Genomic DNA, 17239 nt, shown 5'->3' with positions numbered 1-17239 from the left:
CGGAGAGACCGCAGCAGGAGATCCTCGAAGACGTGCGCTCCGGAGTGCGGCGTGGTGTCCGACGAGGGGGTGTGAGTGGTCTCGTCGATTCTGACGTGCCGGAGGGTTTGTTCCTGGCTACCGCCGCGGAAAACGCGGATGCCGTGTACGGCGGTGGTCTGGCACGATCCGTAGGTGTCCGCTTCCTTGTACGAATCGCATGTGACGATCCGCTGCGCCGACCCCGACGAGCAGGCGCGGTTGGAGCGTTGGGCCGCCGTCTGCGACCTGAAGCTGACACACATCGTGCTGGCTCGCGGCCGGATGCGCGAGCAGCCGATGCTGACGCTGTCCGGGTCCTCGTCGTACGCCGAGCAGGCCGCGCGGGTGCAGGACGTCGTAGGGAGGCTGCGGTGGGACGGCTTCGAGCCGGTGCGGGTGAAGACCGAGTCCACACCGTGGGCTCCCGAGGTGCCGGCGCGGCTCATGGAGGGGGACGAGCGCTATTTCGAGCACCATGTGAAGCTGCTCCTGGACGCGGACACGGATCTGGCCAGGCTCGCCGCGCGTGTCGTGCCGCATGGTGCCCACCTCTCGTGGAACGCCCGGCGCGTGCGGGACGGGGCGCGGCACGAGCGGTTCGTGACACAGCGCTGCCGCGGGGTGACCACCGACGGAGCGGGGCTGGCCCTGGACGGACTGTTGACGGCGTTGGGCGGGTTGACCGTGCTGGACGTGGAGCGGGAGTTCGTGCTGCACGACAGTGACCTGTCCGTGGACGCCGGCTGGATCGAGGAGCCCGTGGGGGTACGAACATGAGCGGTACGGCGTGGGACGGGTTCGGCTGGCGAAGCACCCAGCTGCCCCGGGAGCCGCTGGACGAAGCCACCCGCAGGGCGGCGGACCTGCCGAGGACGCTGCAGTGGGTGCCAGGGGACGATGTGGTCCAGCGTCCCGTCTTCGACCCGTCGCTGAAGCATCACCAGAACGCATATCGTGCGACCGACCCGCGGTTCGGCGATCCGGCGCGGGGTGAGGCGTGGCGGGCGGCCCGGCGCCAGGCCCTGCACCTCGTGCTGGACGCGATCGCCGCGTCGCGGTGGGTCGACGCGCTGATGCTGCGTGGCAGCATACTGATGTCGGTGTGGTTCCCGGATGTCGCCCGGGAGCCCGGTGACCTTGACTTCGTCGTCGTTCCGCATACTTGGCGGATCGACGACGGCCGCACGGACTTGATGTTGCGCGGAATCGCCGATGCGGCGCAGGCGCTGGCCGACACCCGGGGACGCGACGTCGGGATCTCGGCGCGGGGCGCGGTGGTGGAGGACATCTGGACCTACGACCGGGTACCGGGCCGCCGCATGGTGCTGCCATGGGGTTCGCCCGGACTGCCCGGCGGCCACGTCCAGCTCGACTTCGTCTTCAACGAGCGCCTCGCCGAGGAGCCCGAGCCGACCGAGCTGCCGGGTGGCACGCTCGTGCAGGCGGCCACGCCGGAAGTGTCCCTGGCCTGGAAGCTGATGTGGCTGATCAACGACGTGCACGCCCAGGGCAAGGACCTGTACGACGCGGTGCTCCTGGCGGAACGGCACGCGCTGCGCTACGAGTTGCTGCACGAGGTGTTCCGGCTGTCGGGCGAGTGGCCTTATCCGTACCGCGAGAGAGTTCTCCTCGAGGACGTGACGGAGGCGGTGGGCTATGTGGAGTGGAACCACTTCGTCACCGAGTATCCGCAATTCCGCGACGCCGAGCGGGAGTATGCGGACCGGCTGGTACGGGCCGTGACGCCGACGTTTGCTGAGGACGCCAACTGATCTTCATGCACGGGGCGGCCGTACTCCTGTCGCGATGAGCTCGGTGAGCTCGGTGAGCTCGGTGAGCTCGGTGAGCTCGTGGGGCCGTCGCCGGGGCCTCCCGGCCGGTGACGTCCCGGGTCTCACGTCGCAGTGGGCCAAGTCCGCAACAGAGCGGCGATCTCGGCCGCGGTGCAGGCGGGGCTCAGGAGAAGGTCCTTGAGGGCGACGGCATCCTCACGGGCGGGCTTGACGGCGATCCCGGCGGCGTCGAGGTACATCACGCCGGTGGCCGCCGCGACAGCCATGTTGGAGCGCTCCAGCCATCGGCACCGGCCCAACGTGTGCACCAGCGCGGCAGCTCTCGCGTAGGTGCCGTCGTAGACCGGGTCGCCGAACAGCTCCGCCCGGTGGCGGGCGACTGCCGAAATGGGGACGCCGTAGTCGTCCGGGGCTGGATCATCGGCGCCGGCGGCCTCGGCCACCTGCAGGATCCAGGGAACGTCGATGTGCAGTTCCATCAGGCGGCGCGCGCTCCCCCGGTCGCTCGCTGGGCTTCCTCGGCCTCGTCGAAGACCGCTTGGTGCTCGGCCAGGAATCGGGCCGCGGCCTCCACGGATCGGGCACGCAAGCCGCTGGCATCGTCCTGGACCAGCCTGGCCAGGTAGTCCCCGATGCTCAGACCCAGGTCAGCGGCCCGCTTCTTGGCGAGCTCCGCCACGTCCTCGTCCACGCGCGCCCCGAGCTGTGTCTTCCTCATAGCAGCATGGTAACAGCCGTTACCCCGGGTCGGCTGGTACCTCCGAATCGCGTTCGCCGGCCAGCGCCCGCGCTCATACAGAGAGTCGTCCGACACCGTCGTGACGACATGACGAAGGTTCCGGCATGACGGCGAAGGGCCTGTCTGCGGGAGCCGTCAGCTTTTCGACCAGGGAGAAGACATGTACGGTATCCGCCGGATCTTCGGCGTGGGAACGGCCGCGTTCGTACTCGGGGCGGGGCTCTTGGCCGGTTCCTCCGGTGCGGCTCAGGCGGCGCCGTCCGACTGCACGGGAGGGGCCAACGGTTTCACCGACATCCCCGACAGTCTCAGCGGCCAGGGTGTGGCGGGGGCGGGAGCGCTGGTGATCAGCAATCCCCATGCCGTCGCCTCGTGGGCGATGCAGGCAGGCCACGTCGGCGGCAGACAGATGGGCTGGGGCGTCCTGAGCACCGGAGGAGGCGGCGACTGGGGGCCCGGCGTCAGGGCCAGCGTCTGGATGCATGTCACCAACGACAACCACGCGTCGTCCGTCACATGCGGCCCGTTCGAGGTGCGGTCGGCCGGCACCAGGATCACGACCCCGGCCTATCCGACCAGTAGCTCGTCGAGCCGGGCTTTCCAGGTCTGCGCGATCCTGTACAGCCCCTCAGAATCCACCGACGCCATCTGCACTCCATGGTGGTAGGCCGTCGCCAGGACACCCGCGCGTATCAGCGAAACTCACCAATGCGCGGGAAGAGGACCTGCCGGCAAGCCTCTTAGCTGGGAGCTGGACCACAACCGGTCCACCGATCAGCGGAGTTGGCTGGCCCGTGGGGGCGGCGCATGAAGGCAGGGCCTCGCGGCCGTAGCTCGGAGGTGCGAACCGAACCGAGCAGTGCCAGGAGGCCCTGCCGGCGCGCTTGTACGCGCTCACGCACGCCGGCGCGGGTATCCGTCGGACGTGACGGATACCGGCTCCGATACGAGGACGGAGCCCTACGGAGCGGCGAAGGTAGCCTGCTGGGGTGATGCGCATGCAGCGGGCCGCCGGCGTGGTCGTCGGCTCAGCGGTGGGTGACGCCCTGGGCGGTCCCTTCGAGTTCGGTCCCCAAGGGGCGTTCACCGCGCGGTTTCCCGCCCCTGGCGGAGCCGAAATGAGCGGAGGCGGTGGCTGGGATCCCGGTGAGGCCACTGACGACACGCAGATGGCGGTACTCGTCGCGGAGTCCCTGCTGGAGCGGGGCGGAGTGGATCTGCCGGACATCTTCGCCCGCTTCCAGCGCTGGGCAGCATCGGAACCGAAGGACATCGGTTTGCAGACCGAAGATGTCCTGACCAACGGTATGCCCTGGGATCTCGCCGCCGGGGTCCATTTCCAGGTCAACCAACGAGCAGCAGGGAACGGCTCCTTGATGCGGGCATCGACCTCCGCGGTCCACTTCGCGGCGGCCGGCCAGGCGGCCACCATGGACGCGGCCCGCCACATCGCCGCTCTCACCCACGGCGACCGCGCGGCCTGGGAAGGCACCGCGATCTTCCACGAACTCATCCGCCTCACGTGCGAGGGCACCCGCTCGCGGCACTCCCGGGCATCTTGGCTCTTGTCCACCCCGAACACCGCGGCCGCTACGCCACAGTCCTCGCGACCGACTGGCACCCCGATCAGGCGACAGAGTTCAACGGTGCGGTCTGGCCCTGCCTCGGATCCGCTGTCTGGGCCCTGCGCACCACGACGAGTTTCGAAGACGCCCTACGCGCGGCCATCGACCTCGGCGGTGACACGGACACCGTCGCGGCGGTGACCGGAGGGCTCGCGGGTGCCTACTACGGCCTGGACGCCATCCCCGCCCGCTGGACGCAGCCGCTCCACGTTCCCCTCCCGGGATTCGACGGGCGTGTGCTGCATCTGGCAGATCTGATCCACCTGGCACACCGCCTCAGCGGCTGACCAGGCCAGCGCGCAATCACCTTTCCGGTGGGAAATCGTGTGAAGTTGCTTCTTCTCAGCTCGCCGTGTCCTCCGGGACAGGTTCGCCCCTGCCGACGGTCACAGCCCACGTCACGGTCGGGGCTGCCGTCACAGAAACGGTGCCGGCCCTGTCGGCGGCCCCGAGCGCGAACTGGTTGTACGTGACAGAAGGCTCCACCGCGGAACACTCCACGTCGAACGACACCTTCATCACAGGGAGCCGAACGGTGAGCTTGGCTCCGCCCGAACAACTCACCCCGACGATCAACGGCTTGCCCACTCGTCCGCTTGCGTACCGCAAGCTCCCACTGCCGCTGGTGACGGTGGATTGCCCGGCGCGGATCTCGCCGGGGTTGTCCAGCGATGGTGGTGTCACCGGACTGGCTGTCCGCGCCCCTGATGGGATCGGCTTCTGGGAAGCCACCGCTGTCGCTGAACGGGGCCTGTGTTCCTCTGAAGCCGTGTCCTGCGAAGACGTGCAGGCCGCGGCCGCCATCAGGAGCAGTGCCCAGCCTGCCGCGGCACGGATGCGGACCTTCGGCTTTGCCACAGGTATCAGCCCACCCTGCACAGCGCGTACCCGGTGCGGTGCGCTGTACGCCGCGGGTGCAGTTGTCCCGACGCCGGGTCGTCCGCAGACTCGGACGTACGCGTCGCTACGGCGGTGATGTGCCCTGGCCACGGCGGGGACGCTGTCTCAAGCACCGGCACATCAGTCACCCCGTGAACCGCCCTCTCCCGCCAACGATCAGTCACGGAGAAACTACGGTCCGGGCAGACGCACGGCAACACCACGCCTCGGTAGCCGCCCTCCCCGTAGGTCCGGGCAACCTCATCCAGATGCCGGTACCCCTGTTCTCGGACGCCGGGCCAAGCCATCTGCTCGCCGACTCCGGCGAGGGATGACCTTTCAGTTCACCGTCCCGGAACCAGGGCGTTGCGAGTACGTGCGGGCGGCGTAGCGGGCCGCGGTGATCGTGGGCGCGTTGCGGCGGGCGGCGAGCCAGGCCAACGACGAGGCGGAGGGGACCAGTCCGGTGACGTCCACGTACCGGACGCCGGGGCGGGGGAAGAAGTCCCTGGCGGCGGTGGGCAGGAAGCACATGGCCTCCCCGGCGGCCACGGTGTGCAGCAGCGCCTCCATGTCGGGGACGACCGGCCCGTACTTCACGGGGCTGCCGTCGGGGCGGGGGTCCACCGCCCAGAAGTCCCGCCACACTCCTGGTAATCGCTCCGGCATGCCCACCACGGCACGGTCGGCGAGCTGCTCCAGCGCGATCTGCGGCAGCGCTGCCAGGGGGTCGTCGGCGGACAGGCAGGCCACTCGTGGTTCGGAGGCCAGTTGATGGGTCTCGATACCGTCGGGCACGGGCGGGCGCAGGAAGACCACGTCGACCTCCTGGCGGAAGAGGGCATCCATGTGGTCGACGAAGTTGAGGGTGACCACCTGGATCTCCGTCCCGGGGTGGCGCTGCTTCAGGATCCGCAGGACGGCCCGCGTGTGCGGCATGGCGGCCTCGGCCCCGATGGTCCCGACCGTGAGCCTGGCGGAGAGCTGGCGGGACTGCGCGCCGGCGACACGGCGGAGCCGGTCGATGCCCGCGACGGCTTTCCGGGCCTCGGGCAGCAACGCCGCTCCGGCCGTGGTGAGTTCGACCGTGCGACTGGAGCGGCGGAAGAGCTGTACCTGCAGCCGCTTCTCCAGGTCACGGATCTGCTGGCTGAGAGCGGACTGGGAGATGAACACGCGTGCCGCGGCGCGGCCGAAGTGCAGCTCCTCACCCAGCGTCAGAAACAGCCGCAACTGGTGAACGCTCGGTTCCGCGTCGCCCGCGACCCTCACACCGGCCCCCCTGCCTGGCGCCATAAGGTGCTCCTTATCGCATCGCGAGGATTCTCCATGATCGAACCCGCTGACAACCATGGCGCCCTCCTGCATCCTTCTGATGTCGCCCGAAACGCCGGAGGAACCGGTGGACAACGGGCGATGTCCTCCCGATGTCCCGCACCACGGCAACAGGCACGGCCTGCCGGGCATGTCGCCTGTCGCACGTGGTCCTCCGTCACCCCGTGCCCCGGTCTCCAGACCGGCGCCCGCCACAGGAGAAGAGCATCACCGGCGGCACATCGTTCCGTTGGACCAGTCGTCAAGGAGTCACATGGGTAAGAAAGTCAGCCGCCCGCTGCGTGTCGCCGCGGCCGTCTTCAGCGCCGCGGCCCTGGCCGGCACGGCGCTCACCACGACCGCCCAGGCCGCGCCCGCGGGAGACGTCTCCGCCATGGCATGCGGCTACTACGAGGCGGGGAACACCGCCTACTACGGCCACTGCGGTTCCAATCGCGTCATCATCGAGATCGATCTGGACTGGACCACCACCGAGCGCTACCAATGCGTCGGACCGGGTGAGACCAACCTCGGCAGCACCGACGACATCGACTACGCCCACTACGTCGGGGACTGCTGACAGCACCGACTGTCCGCCCAGGCGGTCGGCACCGCCCCCATGACACGGCGGGGAACACGGCGGTGCCCGCCGCATCGCCGCACGTGCGTACCGGGGAGGCGGGCCGGCCGGCCGAAGGCCGCCCGTCTCCCCCGGCCGCGCAGTACGACCACCACCGACCATCGCAAGAGGTATCGAGGACCTGTCATGCGCGTTCGTACCGCGACTATCGCCGCCATCTCCGCCGCTTTCGCGGCGGTCTTCGCCTCCGCGCCCGGCGCTTCGGCCGAACCTGACCCGCCGGGCTGCCCCCGCGGCTACTTCTGTGCCTGGCAGGGCCCGGAACGCACGGGCCCCATGGTGGTGCGGACCGCGGGGAACTGGAGCGGAAGGGCGTATTACCAGTCGTTCTTCAACAACGGCTACCCGTCCCCCGGCTCGGACCACGTCGACATCCACTACGACTGGCAGGGGCTGGAGAACAAGTTCTGTGTCCACTACAACCCCGGCCCCGGCACCTACAGCGGCGATGTCGCCCCGGGCGTCGTGATCACGGGAGTCACGTGGCGCGGGGAGTGCTGACGCGCGGTCCGGCAGGCGTCACTGCTCGTCGAGTGACGCCTGCCGGGCCCAGAAACTCCTCGAACGCCGCCCTCTGTCGCGGATCCATGAAGCCTTGCCGGACCTTGCGGGCCTGCTCCTCCAGCCACCGCCGCCGTGCGCCCTGCTCCGCCGTTGCCCGGTACTCCGTCCCGGCGGCCCTCGTCCGGTAGGCGTCGGGGGCCCAGTGCTCCCAGAGCGCCAGCGTGGCCGCGGGCACGAGCACCGCGCGTTCCGCCTCTTCCCGCCCCTCCCACAGGAACGTGACGTGCACGGGCTCGCCGGCCGTGTCGCTACCGCGGGTACCGACTGGCCTCCGTTCCCAGGACGTTCAGCAGGTCCAGGGCCTCCGCGCCGGACGACCCGGGCGGCGCCGTGTACAGCACGAGGTGTTGGTCACGGTCCGTGAGGGTGAGCGTGTCGCAGTCGACGGTCACCTCCCCGACGGCCGGGTGATGGAAGGTCTTCGTGAGCATCGGCACGGGCTGTACGTCGTGGCGTTCCCAGAGCCCGGCGAAATCGACGCTGGAGTCGAGGAGTTCGTCGACGAGGCCGGTCACCTCGGGATCCGCGGGATAGCGGGCGAGGGTGGCGCGCAGTTGCATCACGACGCTCAACCGGAACTCGGCGGCGTCGGAGACCCCGTACAAGGTCGCATCGGTGGACCGGGGCCCCGGGAAGGCCCGGCGTGCGAGGTTGCGTTCCTTGGGGGTCAGGGGGGTGAAGTCCTCCATGAGCGCGGCGGCGAGGTCGTTCCAGGCGAGGACTTCGTACGCGGCCGAGATGACGAAGGCAGCCGTCTGCGGCAACCTCTCCAGGAGCGCGAGGATGCTGGGCCGGACGTCGCGCCGGTGCAGTGCGGTGCGGTTGCGCGCGGTCCCCGCCAGTACGTGGAGGTGGTCCGACTCGGCGTCGGTGAGCCTCAGCGCGCCCGCGATCGCCGCCAGGACGTCGCCCGACGGCCGTGGCGCCCTGCCCTGCTCCAGCCGGATGTAGTACTCCGTGGAAATGTGGGCGAGGACCGCCACTTCCTCGCGGCGAAGACCGGGTGTCCGGCGTCGCGGGCCCGAGGGGAGGCCGACGTCCTGCGGGCGGAGCCGCTCGCGGCGGCTGCGGAGGAACGCCCCGACTTCCTGTCTGTCCATACGCCCAGTGTGCGCGCGGCACGGCGAGCGGATCCTGGTACAGCCTGTGCCTGTATCCGGTCCGGGGCCGGCCGGACGCTGGGGGCCATGACGAACAACACGCACCACACCGGCAGCTCACCCGTGGGCCTGCTCACCGGCAAGGTCCTCTTCATCACCGGCGCCAGCCGCGGGATAGGGGCCGCCGCGGCCCGGCTCTTCGCCTCCGAGGGCGCCGCCGTCGTGCTCGGCGCCCGCGGCATCGACGCCCTCGAACGCGTCGTGAAGGAGATCCGCGCCGACGGCGGCGTCGCCGACGCCGTCCCGCTGGACCTCGCCGATCGTGGGAGCATTCGCGCGGCGGTGGACCGTGTCGAGGAACTGCACGGTCGGCTCGACGGCGCGTTCAACAACGGGGCCGCCATCCAGCGGCCCGGTCCGCTCGATGCCACCAGCGACGAGGACATCGACAGTCAGTTCGGCGTCAACTTCCGCGCGCACTGGACCGCCATGACCGCCGAGGCGGCCCTCATGCGACGGGGCGGAGGCGGAGCGATCGTCAACACCTCCAGCATCGGCAGCCGCCACGCGAACCCCGCGCTGCCGGCGTACGGCGCCATGAAGCGCGCGCTCAACAGCATCACGGAGACCGCGGCCGTGACCTGGGGCCGTGAGGGCATCCGCGTCAACGGCATCACGCCCGGCGGCACCGCCACGGACATGATCGACGAGTGGGAGGCGGCGACCCCGGGGACCGTGGAGGCCATCAGCGCCGCGACCCCGCTCGGCCGCATGGCCCACCCTCGCGAGATCGCCGAGGTGGCGGCGTGGCTGCTCAGCGACCGCGCCTCGTTCGTGACCGGCGCCATCGTGCCGGTCGACGGCGGCGCCGGAGCCTGAACGGGGCGTCCGCGGGTCGCGGCCACGCCTTCGCCGCCATGTACATGAATGGCATCGGGAATCGTGCCGCCCGGGACGCGACCGGGCCTTCCCGGTGCCGGGTTCGGTCAGCGACCGGAGGTGCGGGTGAGGTCCGTCTCGGCCCACAGGACTTTCCCGTCCCGTGACGGGCGGCTACCCCATCTCCGGGAGATCCGTGCGACCCCGGCCAGTCCGGGGCCGTGTCCTTCGTCGGAGCGGCCGTCGCTTGGTAGCGGGGTGGCGACGTCGGCGTCGCTCACCTCGACGGTCAGGACCTGGTGCTGGATCAGGCGAAGGCGGATCGAGCCGTCGCCTGGGCGATCGGCGTTGGTGACCAGTTCGCTGACGATCAGTTCGATGGCGTCCTTGGAGCCCTCCAGGCCCCATGCGGACAGTTGGTCGGCGGTGAGTTCCTGGGCACGGTCGACGGCGGCGTCGCCACGGGGCAGGTTCCAGGTGGCGACCTGGGCCGGGCTCAGGGAGCGGGTGCGGATCAGGAGCAGGCTGGCGTCGTCGGACGCCTCCTGATCCCGGACCAGTTCCGTCGCGCGGGTGCAGAGCTCGTCCAGCGACAGGTCCGTGGGCGTGAGGGCGGTGCCCAGGCTGCGCATGCCGTGCTCGATGTCGTGGTCGCGGGTCTCGATCAAGCCGTCGGTGTAGAGGGCGACGAGGGTGCCCTCGGGCAGCTCCACCTCCATGGACTCGAAGGGGGCTCCCGCTCCGATGCCGAGCGGAACACCGGTGGGAAGGTCGGGGAAGGACACCTTGCCGTGCGGGTCGATGATCGCCGGCGGGGGGTGACCGGCGGCGGCCATGGTGCACCGGCAGGTGGCCGGATCGTAGACGGCGTACAGACAGGTGGCGCCCATCACCGGTGTGTACTCGTCCGGCGCCTCGGCGTCCGCGTCCGCCAGTCGCTGGACGGTGTCGTCGAGGCGAGCCAGGAGTTCGTCGGGGGGCAGCTCCATGTCCGCGAGGGTGTGGACGGCGGTGCGGAGCCTGCCCATCGCCGCGGCGGCGTTGATACCGTGTCCGACCACGTCGCCGACCACGAGGGCCACCCGGGCGCCGGACAGCGGGATCACGTCGAACCAGTCGCCCCCTACGCCCCTGTCGATCTCGGCGGGCAGGTAACGCGAGACGGCGTCGACCGCCGCGCCGCCCCGCAGCCGGTGCGGGAGCAGACTGCGCTGCAGCGCAAGGGCGGCGGCCTGCTCGCGGCAGTACTGGCGGGCCTGGTCCAACGACCCCGCGGCGCGGCTGACGAGTTCCTCGGCCAGCAGCAGGTCGGCCTCCTGGAAGGGCATCGGATTCTCGGTACGGATGAACACCGCCATGCCCAGCAGGACGCGCCGTGCCTGGACGGGAACGACCATCACGGAATGTATGCCGTTCTCGCGGATCCGCTGCGCCAGTGCGGGCGACTGGTCGATCCACCCGCCCGGGGCGGTGTCGACCTTCGCTTCCAGACGGGACTGGCCACTGCGCAGGACATCGGCGACGGGAGAGGTGTGCGGCAGGAGTATCCGCTCACCGCGCTTCCACGGAGACTCCGGCACCCCTGGATGGATCGAGGCCACGCCGGCCCGCCGCAGAACGGGGAGGCGCTCGCCGATCGACCCGATGCGCACCGGGGGCCCCTCGCCGGACTGGACCGACTGCTCCACGTCCACGGAGACGTAGTCGGCGAACTGCGGCACGGCGAGATCGGCCAGTTCCTGTCCGGTCTGCAGAACATCCAGAGTGCTGCCCAGGCGCGTTCCCGCCTGTCCGAGGATGTCCAGTCGCTCACGCTCCAGCCGGCTCTCGGTGAGGTCGGCGCTGATCATGCATACGCCGAGCGCTCGGCCGTCGGCGCCCTGGAGACAGGAGATCGATACGGCACACGGTCGTTCCTCTCCCCTCCTCGTCGGCAGCCAGGTCCGGTATTCGTGCACCCTGGTGCTGCCGCCCTGGAGCACTTGCCGCATGACCGCCTCGATGGTCTCGGCCTCGACGCCGGACCACGCGTCGGTGACCCGACATCCGAGCCGCTGGTCCCGGGAGATGCCGTCGTGGCTCTCCATGGTGTCGTTCACCCAGGTGCACCGCAGGTGCAGGTCGCGCACGACGACGCCGACCGGCGCGCGGTCGAGGATCGCCCCCTGCACCAGGACGTTCGCCACGCCTCCGGACCTCACGGCGATGTCGGTCGCGGACACGAGCCACCGCACCGACTCGTCCGACCCCCGCACCAACGAGAGCCGCAGACCGGCATCGAGTATGCGGCCGTCCCGGTGGCGCACCGCGGGCACGCCGGACCAGCCGTTGCGGGCACGACACCGCTCGACGTACGCCGGCATCGTCTGTGCTGTCCCGAAGCACGGCAGGAAGAGTGCGGCGGACCGGCCGACCACCTCCCCGGCGGCGTACTCCACCAGGTGCTCAGCGGCTCGCGTCCACGCCACGACCGTTCCCCGCTCATCGAGCAGCGCGAAGGCGGTGTCGGATATGTCCGATGTGCGTATCTGCCTGTCGAATGCCACTCGACCGGCAGTGATCGTGGCTTTGGTCATCGGACCATCGCCCCCGGGTGGCTCAGCCGTCGACGATATAGGGCATAGGCATCAATTTACCTCTTGCCAGGGGATCGGCAGGCCGGAGGAGCACCGAGGGGCGCGGGTGGCGCCGCCCTCGGCGATGGTGCGACACAGTGGGTGCCGAGGACGGCGAAGGGCCGGGGTACTGACGGCCCTCTCCTGCCCCTTCGGGGCCCGCTGGTTCGCCGGATGCAATCAGTCCCGCCGCTTCATGCTGTGCCGCCGCGGGGACGCTACGTGCTCACCGGGCAGGCGGCGGTCGTCCATGCGCGGCCGCCGCCGGTGTATCACCGCGTCCCGTCCCGCCTTGCGGAGAAAACACGGTGTCATGTGGCGACTCCGGCACAACACGCATGGTGTGTGTACAGTGCAGTGATCCGGGTCAGCAGCCCCTCGCGGGCGTGCGGCGCCCGGGCGCGTGACCAAGCGAGATGGGAAGTCAGCAGATGAGAACGGTTCGACTGGGCGGTCAGGGGCTGACCGTGTCGGCACAGGGCTTCGGCGCGATGGGCATGAGCGGGGCGTACGGCGCGAGTGACGACGAGAAGGAGTCCATGGCCACGCTCAACCATGCCGCGGACCTCGGCATCACCCTGTTCGACACGGCCGAGTCCTACGGCCCCTTCGCGAACGAGCGCCTGCTGGGCCGGGCCCTGGGGCACCGGCGTGACGAGATCCTGCTGGCGACGAAGTTCGGTCTCGACTTCACGGACGACGGTCAGCCCGGCCCCTTGGACGGCCGCCCGGAACACATCCGCCGCGCCGTCGAACGGTCCCTGCGCCACCTCGACACCGACCGCATCGACCTCTACTACATGCACCGCCTCGACCCGGACACCCCGGTGGAAGAGACGATCGGCGGCATGGCGGAGCTGGTCACGGCGGGGAAGGTCCGCCACATCGGCCTGTGCGAGGTGTCCGCCGACACCATCCGCCGGGCGCACGCCGTGCACCCGCTCACCGCCGTGCAGTCCGAGATGTCGCTGTTCAGCAGGGACCTTCTCGAGTCCGGAATCAAGCAGACCCTGGACGAGCTGGGCATCGGCCTGGTGGCCTACTCCCCCATCGGCCGGGGATTCCTCTCGGGTGCCATTCGCAGCGTGGACGACCTGGAACCAGGCGACTCCCGCCGCGGACTCCCCCGGTTCTCCCCGGAGAACATCGCCGCCAACCTGGAACTCGTCGAGCACGTCCGGGTCGTGGCCGAACGCCGTGGCGCCACCCCGGCGCAGGTGGCGCTCGCCTGGGTGGCCGCGCAGCAGGCGGTGCCCATCCCGGGCACCAAGCGTCGCACCTACCTCGCGGAGAACGCGGCCGCGGCCGACCTGGTGCTGACGGCGGAGGACCTCGCCTCCCTGGACGCGGCTGTCCGGCCCGACACCGTGCACGGTGCCCGCTACACGCCGCAGCAACTCGCCTCCACCAACCGCTGACCGCGTCCCCTCCTTCGCGGCGACTACTCCACGAAGTACGAGTCGTGCTTGTCGAAGAACGCGGCTCGTTCCTCCTCCGATGCGTTCGCCAGCTGTCCCACCTGCTCGAAGTACTCCTCTCGCGGCGCGCCCGGCGTGAACAGCAGCAGCATGTCCGCCGGGGCGTCGGAGTCGTTCCGGAAGGCGTGCAGGCCGCCCTGCGGCACGTGCAGGAAGTCGCCCTTGCGGGCATCCACCCACTGCACGCCGTCGAAGACACGCACCGTGCCGTCCAGGATGTAGAACGACTCCGAGATGCGCTTGTGGAAGTGCGTCTTCGGACCGCCCGCCCTCGGCTTCATCTCCACGCGGTACAGCCCGAACTCGCCCCTCGTGGTCTCGGTGGTGGCCAGATAGTGGGTGGCGTTCTGCCCGGTACCGCTCTCCCCGATGTCAGGCGGGGTGGTGGCCGGGCGGAAGACGGCGCTGACTTCGCCTTCCTCTCCCCAGTACCGCTGTTCCGGGTAGGGATACGACATCGCTGGTTCCTTTCCTGACGCGACCTCATCGAGGGCTGAGTGGGCTGCCGGCCCGGCAGCCCACTCCTACACGTGACAGGTCGGCGCCGTTCGTTGTGACAGCGGACACGCACACCCTCGAAAGCCATGCCGATCAGGCTGCCCAAGGCACGGCACTTCGCGGCGCTTGGGGCGGGGGCCCCGGGGTGCCTCCCCCGATCACTGGCGGCTCAGGCCACCGAGTCGCGTTCGGTGACGTGCTCTCCGACGTTGTCGGCGACGGTCGCGGACAGCAGCGCCGAGAGCAGGCCCGGGAAACGGGCCTCAACGGCGTCCCGGCGCAGCGTCACGTAGCATCGCGTGCCTTCCTGGCGGGTCTGAGTCACCCCCGCCTCACGCAGCACCTTGAGGTGATGGCTCATGGTGGACTTGGCGACCGGGGCGCACAACTGGCCCCACCCGCGTTCATGGCCGTCGGACAGCAGGCGGACGATCCCCAGTCGCGTCGGATCACTGAGCGCCCCCAGCAACCGTGGCAACTCGATCTCACGGTCGGTGGGAAGCGAGTGATCGGGCATGGTGCCAAGTCTAGCGCTCGTTCGGTGCGAATCGAACATGGTCCGACGAGGCCACCGGAGGAGCTTTCAACCGCGCCGGATCACAAAGGTGTGTGACATCGCAGATGTCGTCAGCCACACCTTGTGTCGACAGGGGTGGAGTCACGGCCGTCGGGACGGCTGGAGGAAGAGGAGCAGGAGCGGGTTGATCTCGGCAGGGTTCAGTTCGGCGAGGGCGGCGGCCGTGACCCTCTCCACGACGGAACTGCCCCGGCTCATCAGTCCGTCGGCCTGCGAGGTCAGGGCGACTCCGAGGATGCGGCGGTCCTGGCTGCTCGTGTGGACGGTGATGAGACCGCGCCGGTGCAGACGGCCGAGGAGCCGACTCGTGGCCGACGCGCTGAGACCTGTCGCCACGGACACGGTCCGTACCTGGGGGCCGCACAAGGGGTCGTGCTCCTTCAGCGCGGTCAGGGCACGGTACTCGCGCATGCTGATCCCGAGTTCGTCGTGCACGCGCCGGTCGATGCGCGACGAGACATCGCGGTGAAGGCTGTCGAAGGTGCTCCAGCGCTGGTTCGCAGTCGTGGTTTCGTTCATTGCTCCCTCCGGGGGCGGCGGGAATCGCCGGCGCCGCGGGCGGCCCCATGACGCTGCGGCCGCCCGCGGCTCGTCCGGGTCGCGGGCCGAGGTGTCAGATGAGTTCCAGGCCGCCGTCGACGGTGATCACCTGGCCGGTGGCGTGCCGCCCGGCGGGCTCCGCCAGCCTCAGGATCCAGTGGGCCATCTCGTCCGCGCTCGCGATGTGGTGCGTGGGGATCCGGTCACGCTCGTAGGCGTACATGTCGTTGGCCGCCTCCGGGGTGAGACCGGCGTGCACCATGACGTCGGTGCGGGTGGGGCCCGGCGCCACGGAGTTCACCCGTACCCCTTCACCGGCGAGCTCCAGGGCCCAGCTCCTGGTCATCTGCTCGATGGCCGCCTTGCTGGCCGAGTAGTGGGCGCCGCCCGCCATGGGGCGGTGTCCGTAGGTGCTGGAGATGTTGACGATCGTCCCCGAGGTCTCGCGCAGGTGAGGCAGTGCCTCGTGGGCGAGCAGGCTCGGGGCGACGACGTTGAGGGCGAGCAGGTCGAGGATCACCTGCTTCTGGGTCTCGGCCAGCGGCATGACCGCCGTCGCGCCGGCGTTGTTGACCAGGTGGTCGAGACGCCCCCATCGCTTCACCGCGCGACGGACCACCTCTGCGGGCGCGCCCTCGTCGCAGATGTCGATCGCCAGGACGTCGATCTCGGGGTGGACCGAGGCCGTCTCACGCAACGGGGCCTCGCGGCGGCCCACCCCGAGCACATGCGCGCCTGCCTGGGCGAACGCGATCGCGGTGGCCCGCCCGATGCCGGACCCGGCGCCGGTGACGATCGCTACGTGGCCGGAGAAGTGGTGATCAGCAGAGTTCAGAGTCACGAGATTTCCTTGTTCGATGTTCGACGAATATTGTACGTACCCCCTCTCGACAGGGCAGCCCCCGGTTCTGTGACAGCCCGGCCTTCGACGCGGCCTACGGGCCACGGACCTGGGGCAGGGCATCCACCTGGGCCACCTCGCAGCACACGGGGGCCGCCCGGCCTCATAGCCGGGATCGCAGCACGTCGACCTCACAACCCGGCGCGAACGGGTCGAAGCCGTGGTCGAGCAGCCAGCGAACCACGAGCAGGCTCCGCATCGACCACCACGCGCGAATCACGTCGAGGTCGACCTCGGTGCCGTAGCCGGCGATGACGTCGCCGAGGCGCTCCTCGTGTCCGAGCGTCAGGATGGCGAGATCGAACAAGGCGTCACCCTGGCCGGCCTCGGACCAGTCGATGATGCCGGTGATCTCGTCGTCGTCGACGAATACATGGGTGATCTGCAGGTCGCCGTGCGTGAACGCCGGAGTCCACGGCCGGAACGCGGCTTCGGCGACCTGGCGGTTGCGGGTGACCAGGTCGGCGGGCAGGACGCCGTTCGTCACGAGCCACGCGCACTCACCGTCGAGATCCGCCGCCAGTTCTTCGATGCCGCGGCCGGCCCGGCCGGGCCAGGTCGGCAGCGGCGCGTCGTGCAACGTCCGGATGGCGGCACCCGCCGCGGCCGACGCCGCCGCCGTCGCGCGCGACGGCTCGCCGAGGCAGCCGAGCGCGGTCCCTGGGAGCGCGGCGAGCGCGAGTACGGGCGGCTCGCGCCACAGGACTTGCGGGGTCGGAACCGGAGCCAGTGCCATCGCCTCGACCTCGACGTCGATGCGCGCCTGATCGGCGTCCACCTTCAGGAACACATCGCCGACCCGCAGGGTCGCGCGCTCGGAATGGGCGACGACGACTTCGACCTCATCCATGGGCGACAAGTATCGCGGGGAGGGTCCTCGGCTTCGCCAAATTTGTCACGTGCGGTGACGCGGCTGACCGCGGGACATGCGGTTCGGCAGGACTCCCCCATGGAGGGCGATCAGCAAGGCGGAGCGCCCGGTCGTGCCGGTGCGAGGCAGCTCCCTCGCGAGCCGTGACGGGTGGTGCCTGCGGTGGCGGCAACGTGCTCGGAGAACACCCGGACGTGGTGTTTGA

The 17239-nt window shown here is 70.1% G+C and carries 19 protein-coding genes and 1 pseudogene; 9 read left to right on the top strand and 11 right to left on the bottom strand.

The window, feature by feature from the left end:
- Positions 1-174 precede the first annotated feature (174 nt).
- The gene (locus tag ACZ7LV_RS03720; RefSeq protein ID WP_471935317.1) at positions 175-798 is read left to right on the top strand and encodes a hypothetical protein; all 624 of its coding nucleotides are present in this window, start codon (positions 175-177) and stop codon (positions 796-798) included.
- Entirely contained in the window at positions 795-1793 is a 999-nt protein-coding gene (locus ACZ7LV_RS03715) for a nucleotidyl transferase AbiEii/AbiGii toxin family protein (RefSeq protein WP_471935313.1), read from the top strand. The genes ACZ7LV_RS03720 and ACZ7LV_RS03715 overlap by 4 nt, the downstream gene beginning before the upstream one ends.
- 122 nt (positions 1794-1915) lie before the next feature.
- On the opposite strand, the gene ACZ7LV_RS03710 is transcribed toward ACZ7LV_RS03715, so the two are convergent.
- Both ACZ7LV_RS03710 and ACZ7LV_RS03705 read right to left on the bottom strand, forming a co-directional pair.
- The gene (locus ACZ7LV_RS03710) at positions 1916-2293 is read right to left on the bottom strand and encodes a fic family toxin-antitoxin system, toxin component (protein WP_471935310.1); all 378 of its coding nucleotides are present in this window, start codon (positions 2291-2293) and stop codon (positions 1916-1918) included.
- Entirely contained in the window at positions 2293-2532 is a 240-nt protein-coding gene (locus ACZ7LV_RS03705; RefSeq protein WP_471935308.1) for a hypothetical protein, read from the bottom strand. The genes ACZ7LV_RS03710 and ACZ7LV_RS03705 overlap by 1 nt, the downstream gene beginning before the upstream one ends.
- A 181-nt stretch (positions 2533-2713) precedes the next feature.
- Here ACZ7LV_RS03705 and ACZ7LV_RS03700 point away from each other — a divergent pair, with 181 nt between their 5' ends.
- From ACZ7LV_RS03700 to ACZ7LV_RS03690, 3 genes and pseudogenes are all read left to right on the top strand, one after another.
- Entirely contained in the window at positions 2714-3220 is a 507-nt protein-coding gene (locus ACZ7LV_RS03700) for a hypothetical protein (protein ID WP_471935306.1), read from the top strand.
- A gap of 325 nt (positions 3221-3545) precedes the next feature.
- Positions 3546-4309 (top strand): annotated as a pseudogene (locus tag ACZ7LV_RS03695) (ADP-ribosylglycohydrolase family protein); the annotation flags it as partial.
- Between the two features lie 6 nt (positions 4310-4315).
- Positions 4316-4465: a hypothetical protein gene (locus tag ACZ7LV_RS03690; protein WP_471936152.1), complete on the top strand. Its 150-nt coding sequence runs from the start codon at positions 4316-4318 to the stop codon at positions 4463-4465.
- A 931-nt stretch (positions 4466-5396) separates the two neighbouring features.
- Here the strand turns inward: ACZ7LV_RS03690 and ACZ7LV_RS03685 are convergent.
- On the bottom strand, positions 5397-6353 hold the full coding sequence (locus ACZ7LV_RS03685) for a LysR family transcriptional regulator (RefSeq protein WP_471935303.1): 957 nt from the start codon (positions 6351-6353) through the stop codon (positions 5397-5399).
- A 292-nt stretch (positions 6354-6645) separates the two neighbouring features.
- Here ACZ7LV_RS03685 and ACZ7LV_RS03680 point away from each other — a divergent pair, with 292 nt between their 5' ends.
- Both ACZ7LV_RS03680 and ACZ7LV_RS03675 read left to right on the top strand, forming a co-directional pair.
- Positions 6646-6951 (top strand): DUF6355 family natural product biosynthesis protein, encoded by a 306-nt coding sequence (locus ACZ7LV_RS03680; RefSeq protein ID WP_471935301.1) that lies wholly within the window; start codon positions 6646-6648, stop codon positions 6949-6951.
- Positions 6952-7137: 186 nt separating this feature from the next.
- Positions 7138-7512: a peptidase inhibitor family I36 protein gene (locus ACZ7LV_RS03675; protein ID WP_471935299.1), complete on the top strand. Its 375-nt coding sequence runs from the start codon at positions 7138-7140 to the stop codon at positions 7510-7512.
- On the opposite strand, the gene ACZ7LV_RS03670 is transcribed toward ACZ7LV_RS03675, so the two are convergent.
- Positions 7490-7804: a hypothetical protein gene (locus tag ACZ7LV_RS03670; protein WP_471935297.1), complete on the bottom strand. Its 315-nt coding sequence runs from the start codon at positions 7802-7804 to the stop codon at positions 7490-7492. The two genes, ACZ7LV_RS03675 and ACZ7LV_RS03670, sit on opposite strands and share 23 nt — an antisense overlap.
- Positions 7805-7823: 19 nt before the next feature.
- Positions 7824-8675, bottom strand: coding sequence for a helix-turn-helix transcriptional regulator (locus tag ACZ7LV_RS03665; RefSeq protein ID WP_471935295.1), 852 nt, complete (start codon positions 8673-8675; stop codon positions 7824-7826).
- An 87-nt stretch (positions 8676-8762) separates the two neighbouring features.
- On the opposite strand from ACZ7LV_RS03665, the gene ACZ7LV_RS03660 reads away from it, so the two are divergent.
- Positions 8763-9554, top strand: coding sequence for an SDR family NAD(P)-dependent oxidoreductase (locus tag ACZ7LV_RS03660; RefSeq protein ID WP_471935294.1), 792 nt, complete (start codon positions 8763-8765; stop codon positions 9552-9554).
- 107 nt (positions 9555-9661) lie between these two features.
- Here the strand turns inward: ACZ7LV_RS03660 and ACZ7LV_RS03655 are convergent, their stop codons facing one another.
- Positions 9662-12130, bottom strand: a complete 2469-nt coding sequence (locus ACZ7LV_RS03655; protein ID WP_471935292.1) for a SpoIIE family protein phosphatase — start codon at positions 12128-12130, stop codon at positions 9662-9664.
- A gap of 470 nt (positions 12131-12600) precedes the next feature.
- Between ACZ7LV_RS03655 and ACZ7LV_RS03650 the strand changes: the two genes are divergently transcribed.
- Positions 12601-13587, top strand: a complete 987-nt coding sequence (locus ACZ7LV_RS03650) for an aldo/keto reductase (protein WP_471935290.1) — start codon at positions 12601-12603, stop codon at positions 13585-13587.
- A 23-nt stretch (positions 13588-13610) separates the two neighbouring features.
- Here ACZ7LV_RS03650 and ACZ7LV_RS03645 read toward each other — a convergent pair whose 3' ends face one another.
- The 5 genes from ACZ7LV_RS03645 to ACZ7LV_RS03625 form a co-directional block, all read right to left on the bottom strand.
- Positions 13611-14105, bottom strand: a complete 495-nt coding sequence (locus ACZ7LV_RS03645; RefSeq protein WP_471935288.1) for a cupin domain-containing protein — start codon at positions 14103-14105, stop codon at positions 13611-13613.
- Between the two features lie 209 nt (positions 14106-14314).
- Positions 14315-14662, bottom strand: coding sequence for an ArsR/SmtB family transcription factor (locus ACZ7LV_RS03640; RefSeq protein WP_471935287.1), 348 nt, complete (start codon positions 14660-14662; stop codon positions 14315-14317).
- Positions 14663-14803: 141 nt separating this feature from the next.
- A complete protein-coding gene (locus tag ACZ7LV_RS03635) occupies positions 14804-15241 on the bottom strand; it encodes a MarR family winged helix-turn-helix transcriptional regulator (protein ID WP_471935285.1) in 438 nt (145 codons plus the stop codon).
- Positions 15242-15335: 94 nt separating this feature from the next.
- Positions 15336-16103, bottom strand: a complete 768-nt coding sequence (locus ACZ7LV_RS03630) for an SDR family NAD(P)-dependent oxidoreductase (protein WP_471935283.1) — start codon at positions 16101-16103, stop codon at positions 15336-15338.
- A 163-nt stretch (positions 16104-16266) separates the two neighbouring features.
- Entirely contained in the window at positions 16267-17013 is a 747-nt protein-coding gene (locus ACZ7LV_RS03625) for a phosphotransferase family protein (RefSeq protein ID WP_471935281.1), read from the bottom strand.
- Positions 17014-17239 lie beyond the last annotated feature (226 nt).

The sequence above is a fragment of the Streptomyces sp. NPDC107562 genome (assembly GCF_055657325.1).
This window is presented reverse-complemented; position numbering and strand designations above follow the sequence as displayed.

Bases quoted from the DNA above. Each gene is read 5' to 3' on its own strand.
- ACZ7LV_RS03645 (WP_471935288.1), bottom strand. From the start codon at position 14,105: ATGTCGTATCCCTACCCGGAACAGCGGTACTGGGGAGAGGAAGGCGAA.
- ACZ7LV_RS03685 (WP_471935303.1), bottom strand. From the start codon at position 6,353: ATGGCGCCAGGCAGGGGGGCCGGTGTGAGGGTCGCGGGCGACGCGGAA.
- ACZ7LV_RS03635 (WP_471935285.1), bottom strand. From the start codon at position 15,241: ATGAACGAAACCACGACTGCGAACCAGCGCTGGAGCACCTTCGACAGC.
- ACZ7LV_RS03705 (WP_471935308.1), bottom strand. From the start codon at position 2,532: ATGAGGAAGACACAGCTCGGGGCGCGCGTGGACGAGGACGTGGCGGAG.
- ACZ7LV_RS03715 (WP_471935313.1), top strand. From the start codon at position 795: ATGAGCGGTACGGCGTGGGACGGGTTCGGCTGGCGAAGCACCCAGCTG.
- ACZ7LV_RS03700 (WP_471935306.1), top strand. From the start codon at position 2,714: ATGTACGGTATCCGCCGGATCTTCGGCGTGGGAACGGCCGCGTTCGTA.
- ACZ7LV_RS03650 (WP_471935290.1), top strand. From the start codon at position 12,601: ATGAGAACGGTTCGACTGGGCGGTCAGGGGCTGACCGTGTCGGCACAG.
- ACZ7LV_RS03675 (WP_471935299.1), top strand. From the start codon at position 7,138: ATGCGCGTTCGTACCGCGACTATCGCCGCCATCTCCGCCGCTTTCGCG.
- ACZ7LV_RS03665 (WP_471935295.1), bottom strand. From the start codon at position 8,675: ATGGACAGACAGGAAGTCGGGGCGTTCCTCCGCAGCCGCCGCGAGCGG.
- ACZ7LV_RS03625 (WP_471935281.1), bottom strand. From the start codon at position 17,013: ATGGATGAGGTCGAAGTCGTCGTCGCCCATTCCGAGCGCGCGACCCTG.
- ACZ7LV_RS03680 (WP_471935301.1), top strand. From the start codon at position 6,646: ATGGGTAAGAAAGTCAGCCGCCCGCTGCGTGTCGCCGCGGCCGTCTTC.
- ACZ7LV_RS03710 (WP_471935310.1), bottom strand. From the start codon at position 2,293: ATGGAACTGCACATCGACGTTCCCTGGATCCTGCAGGTGGCCGAGGCC.
- ACZ7LV_RS03655 (WP_471935292.1), bottom strand. From the start codon at position 12,130: ATGACCAAAGCCACGATCACTGCCGGTCGAGTGGCATTCGACAGGCAG.
- ACZ7LV_RS03640 (WP_471935287.1), bottom strand. From the start codon at position 14,662: ATGCCCGATCACTCGCTTCCCACCGACCGTGAGATCGAGTTGCCACGG.
- ACZ7LV_RS03660 (WP_471935294.1), top strand. From the start codon at position 8,763: ATGACGAACAACACGCACCACACCGGCAGCTCACCCGTGGGCCTGCTC.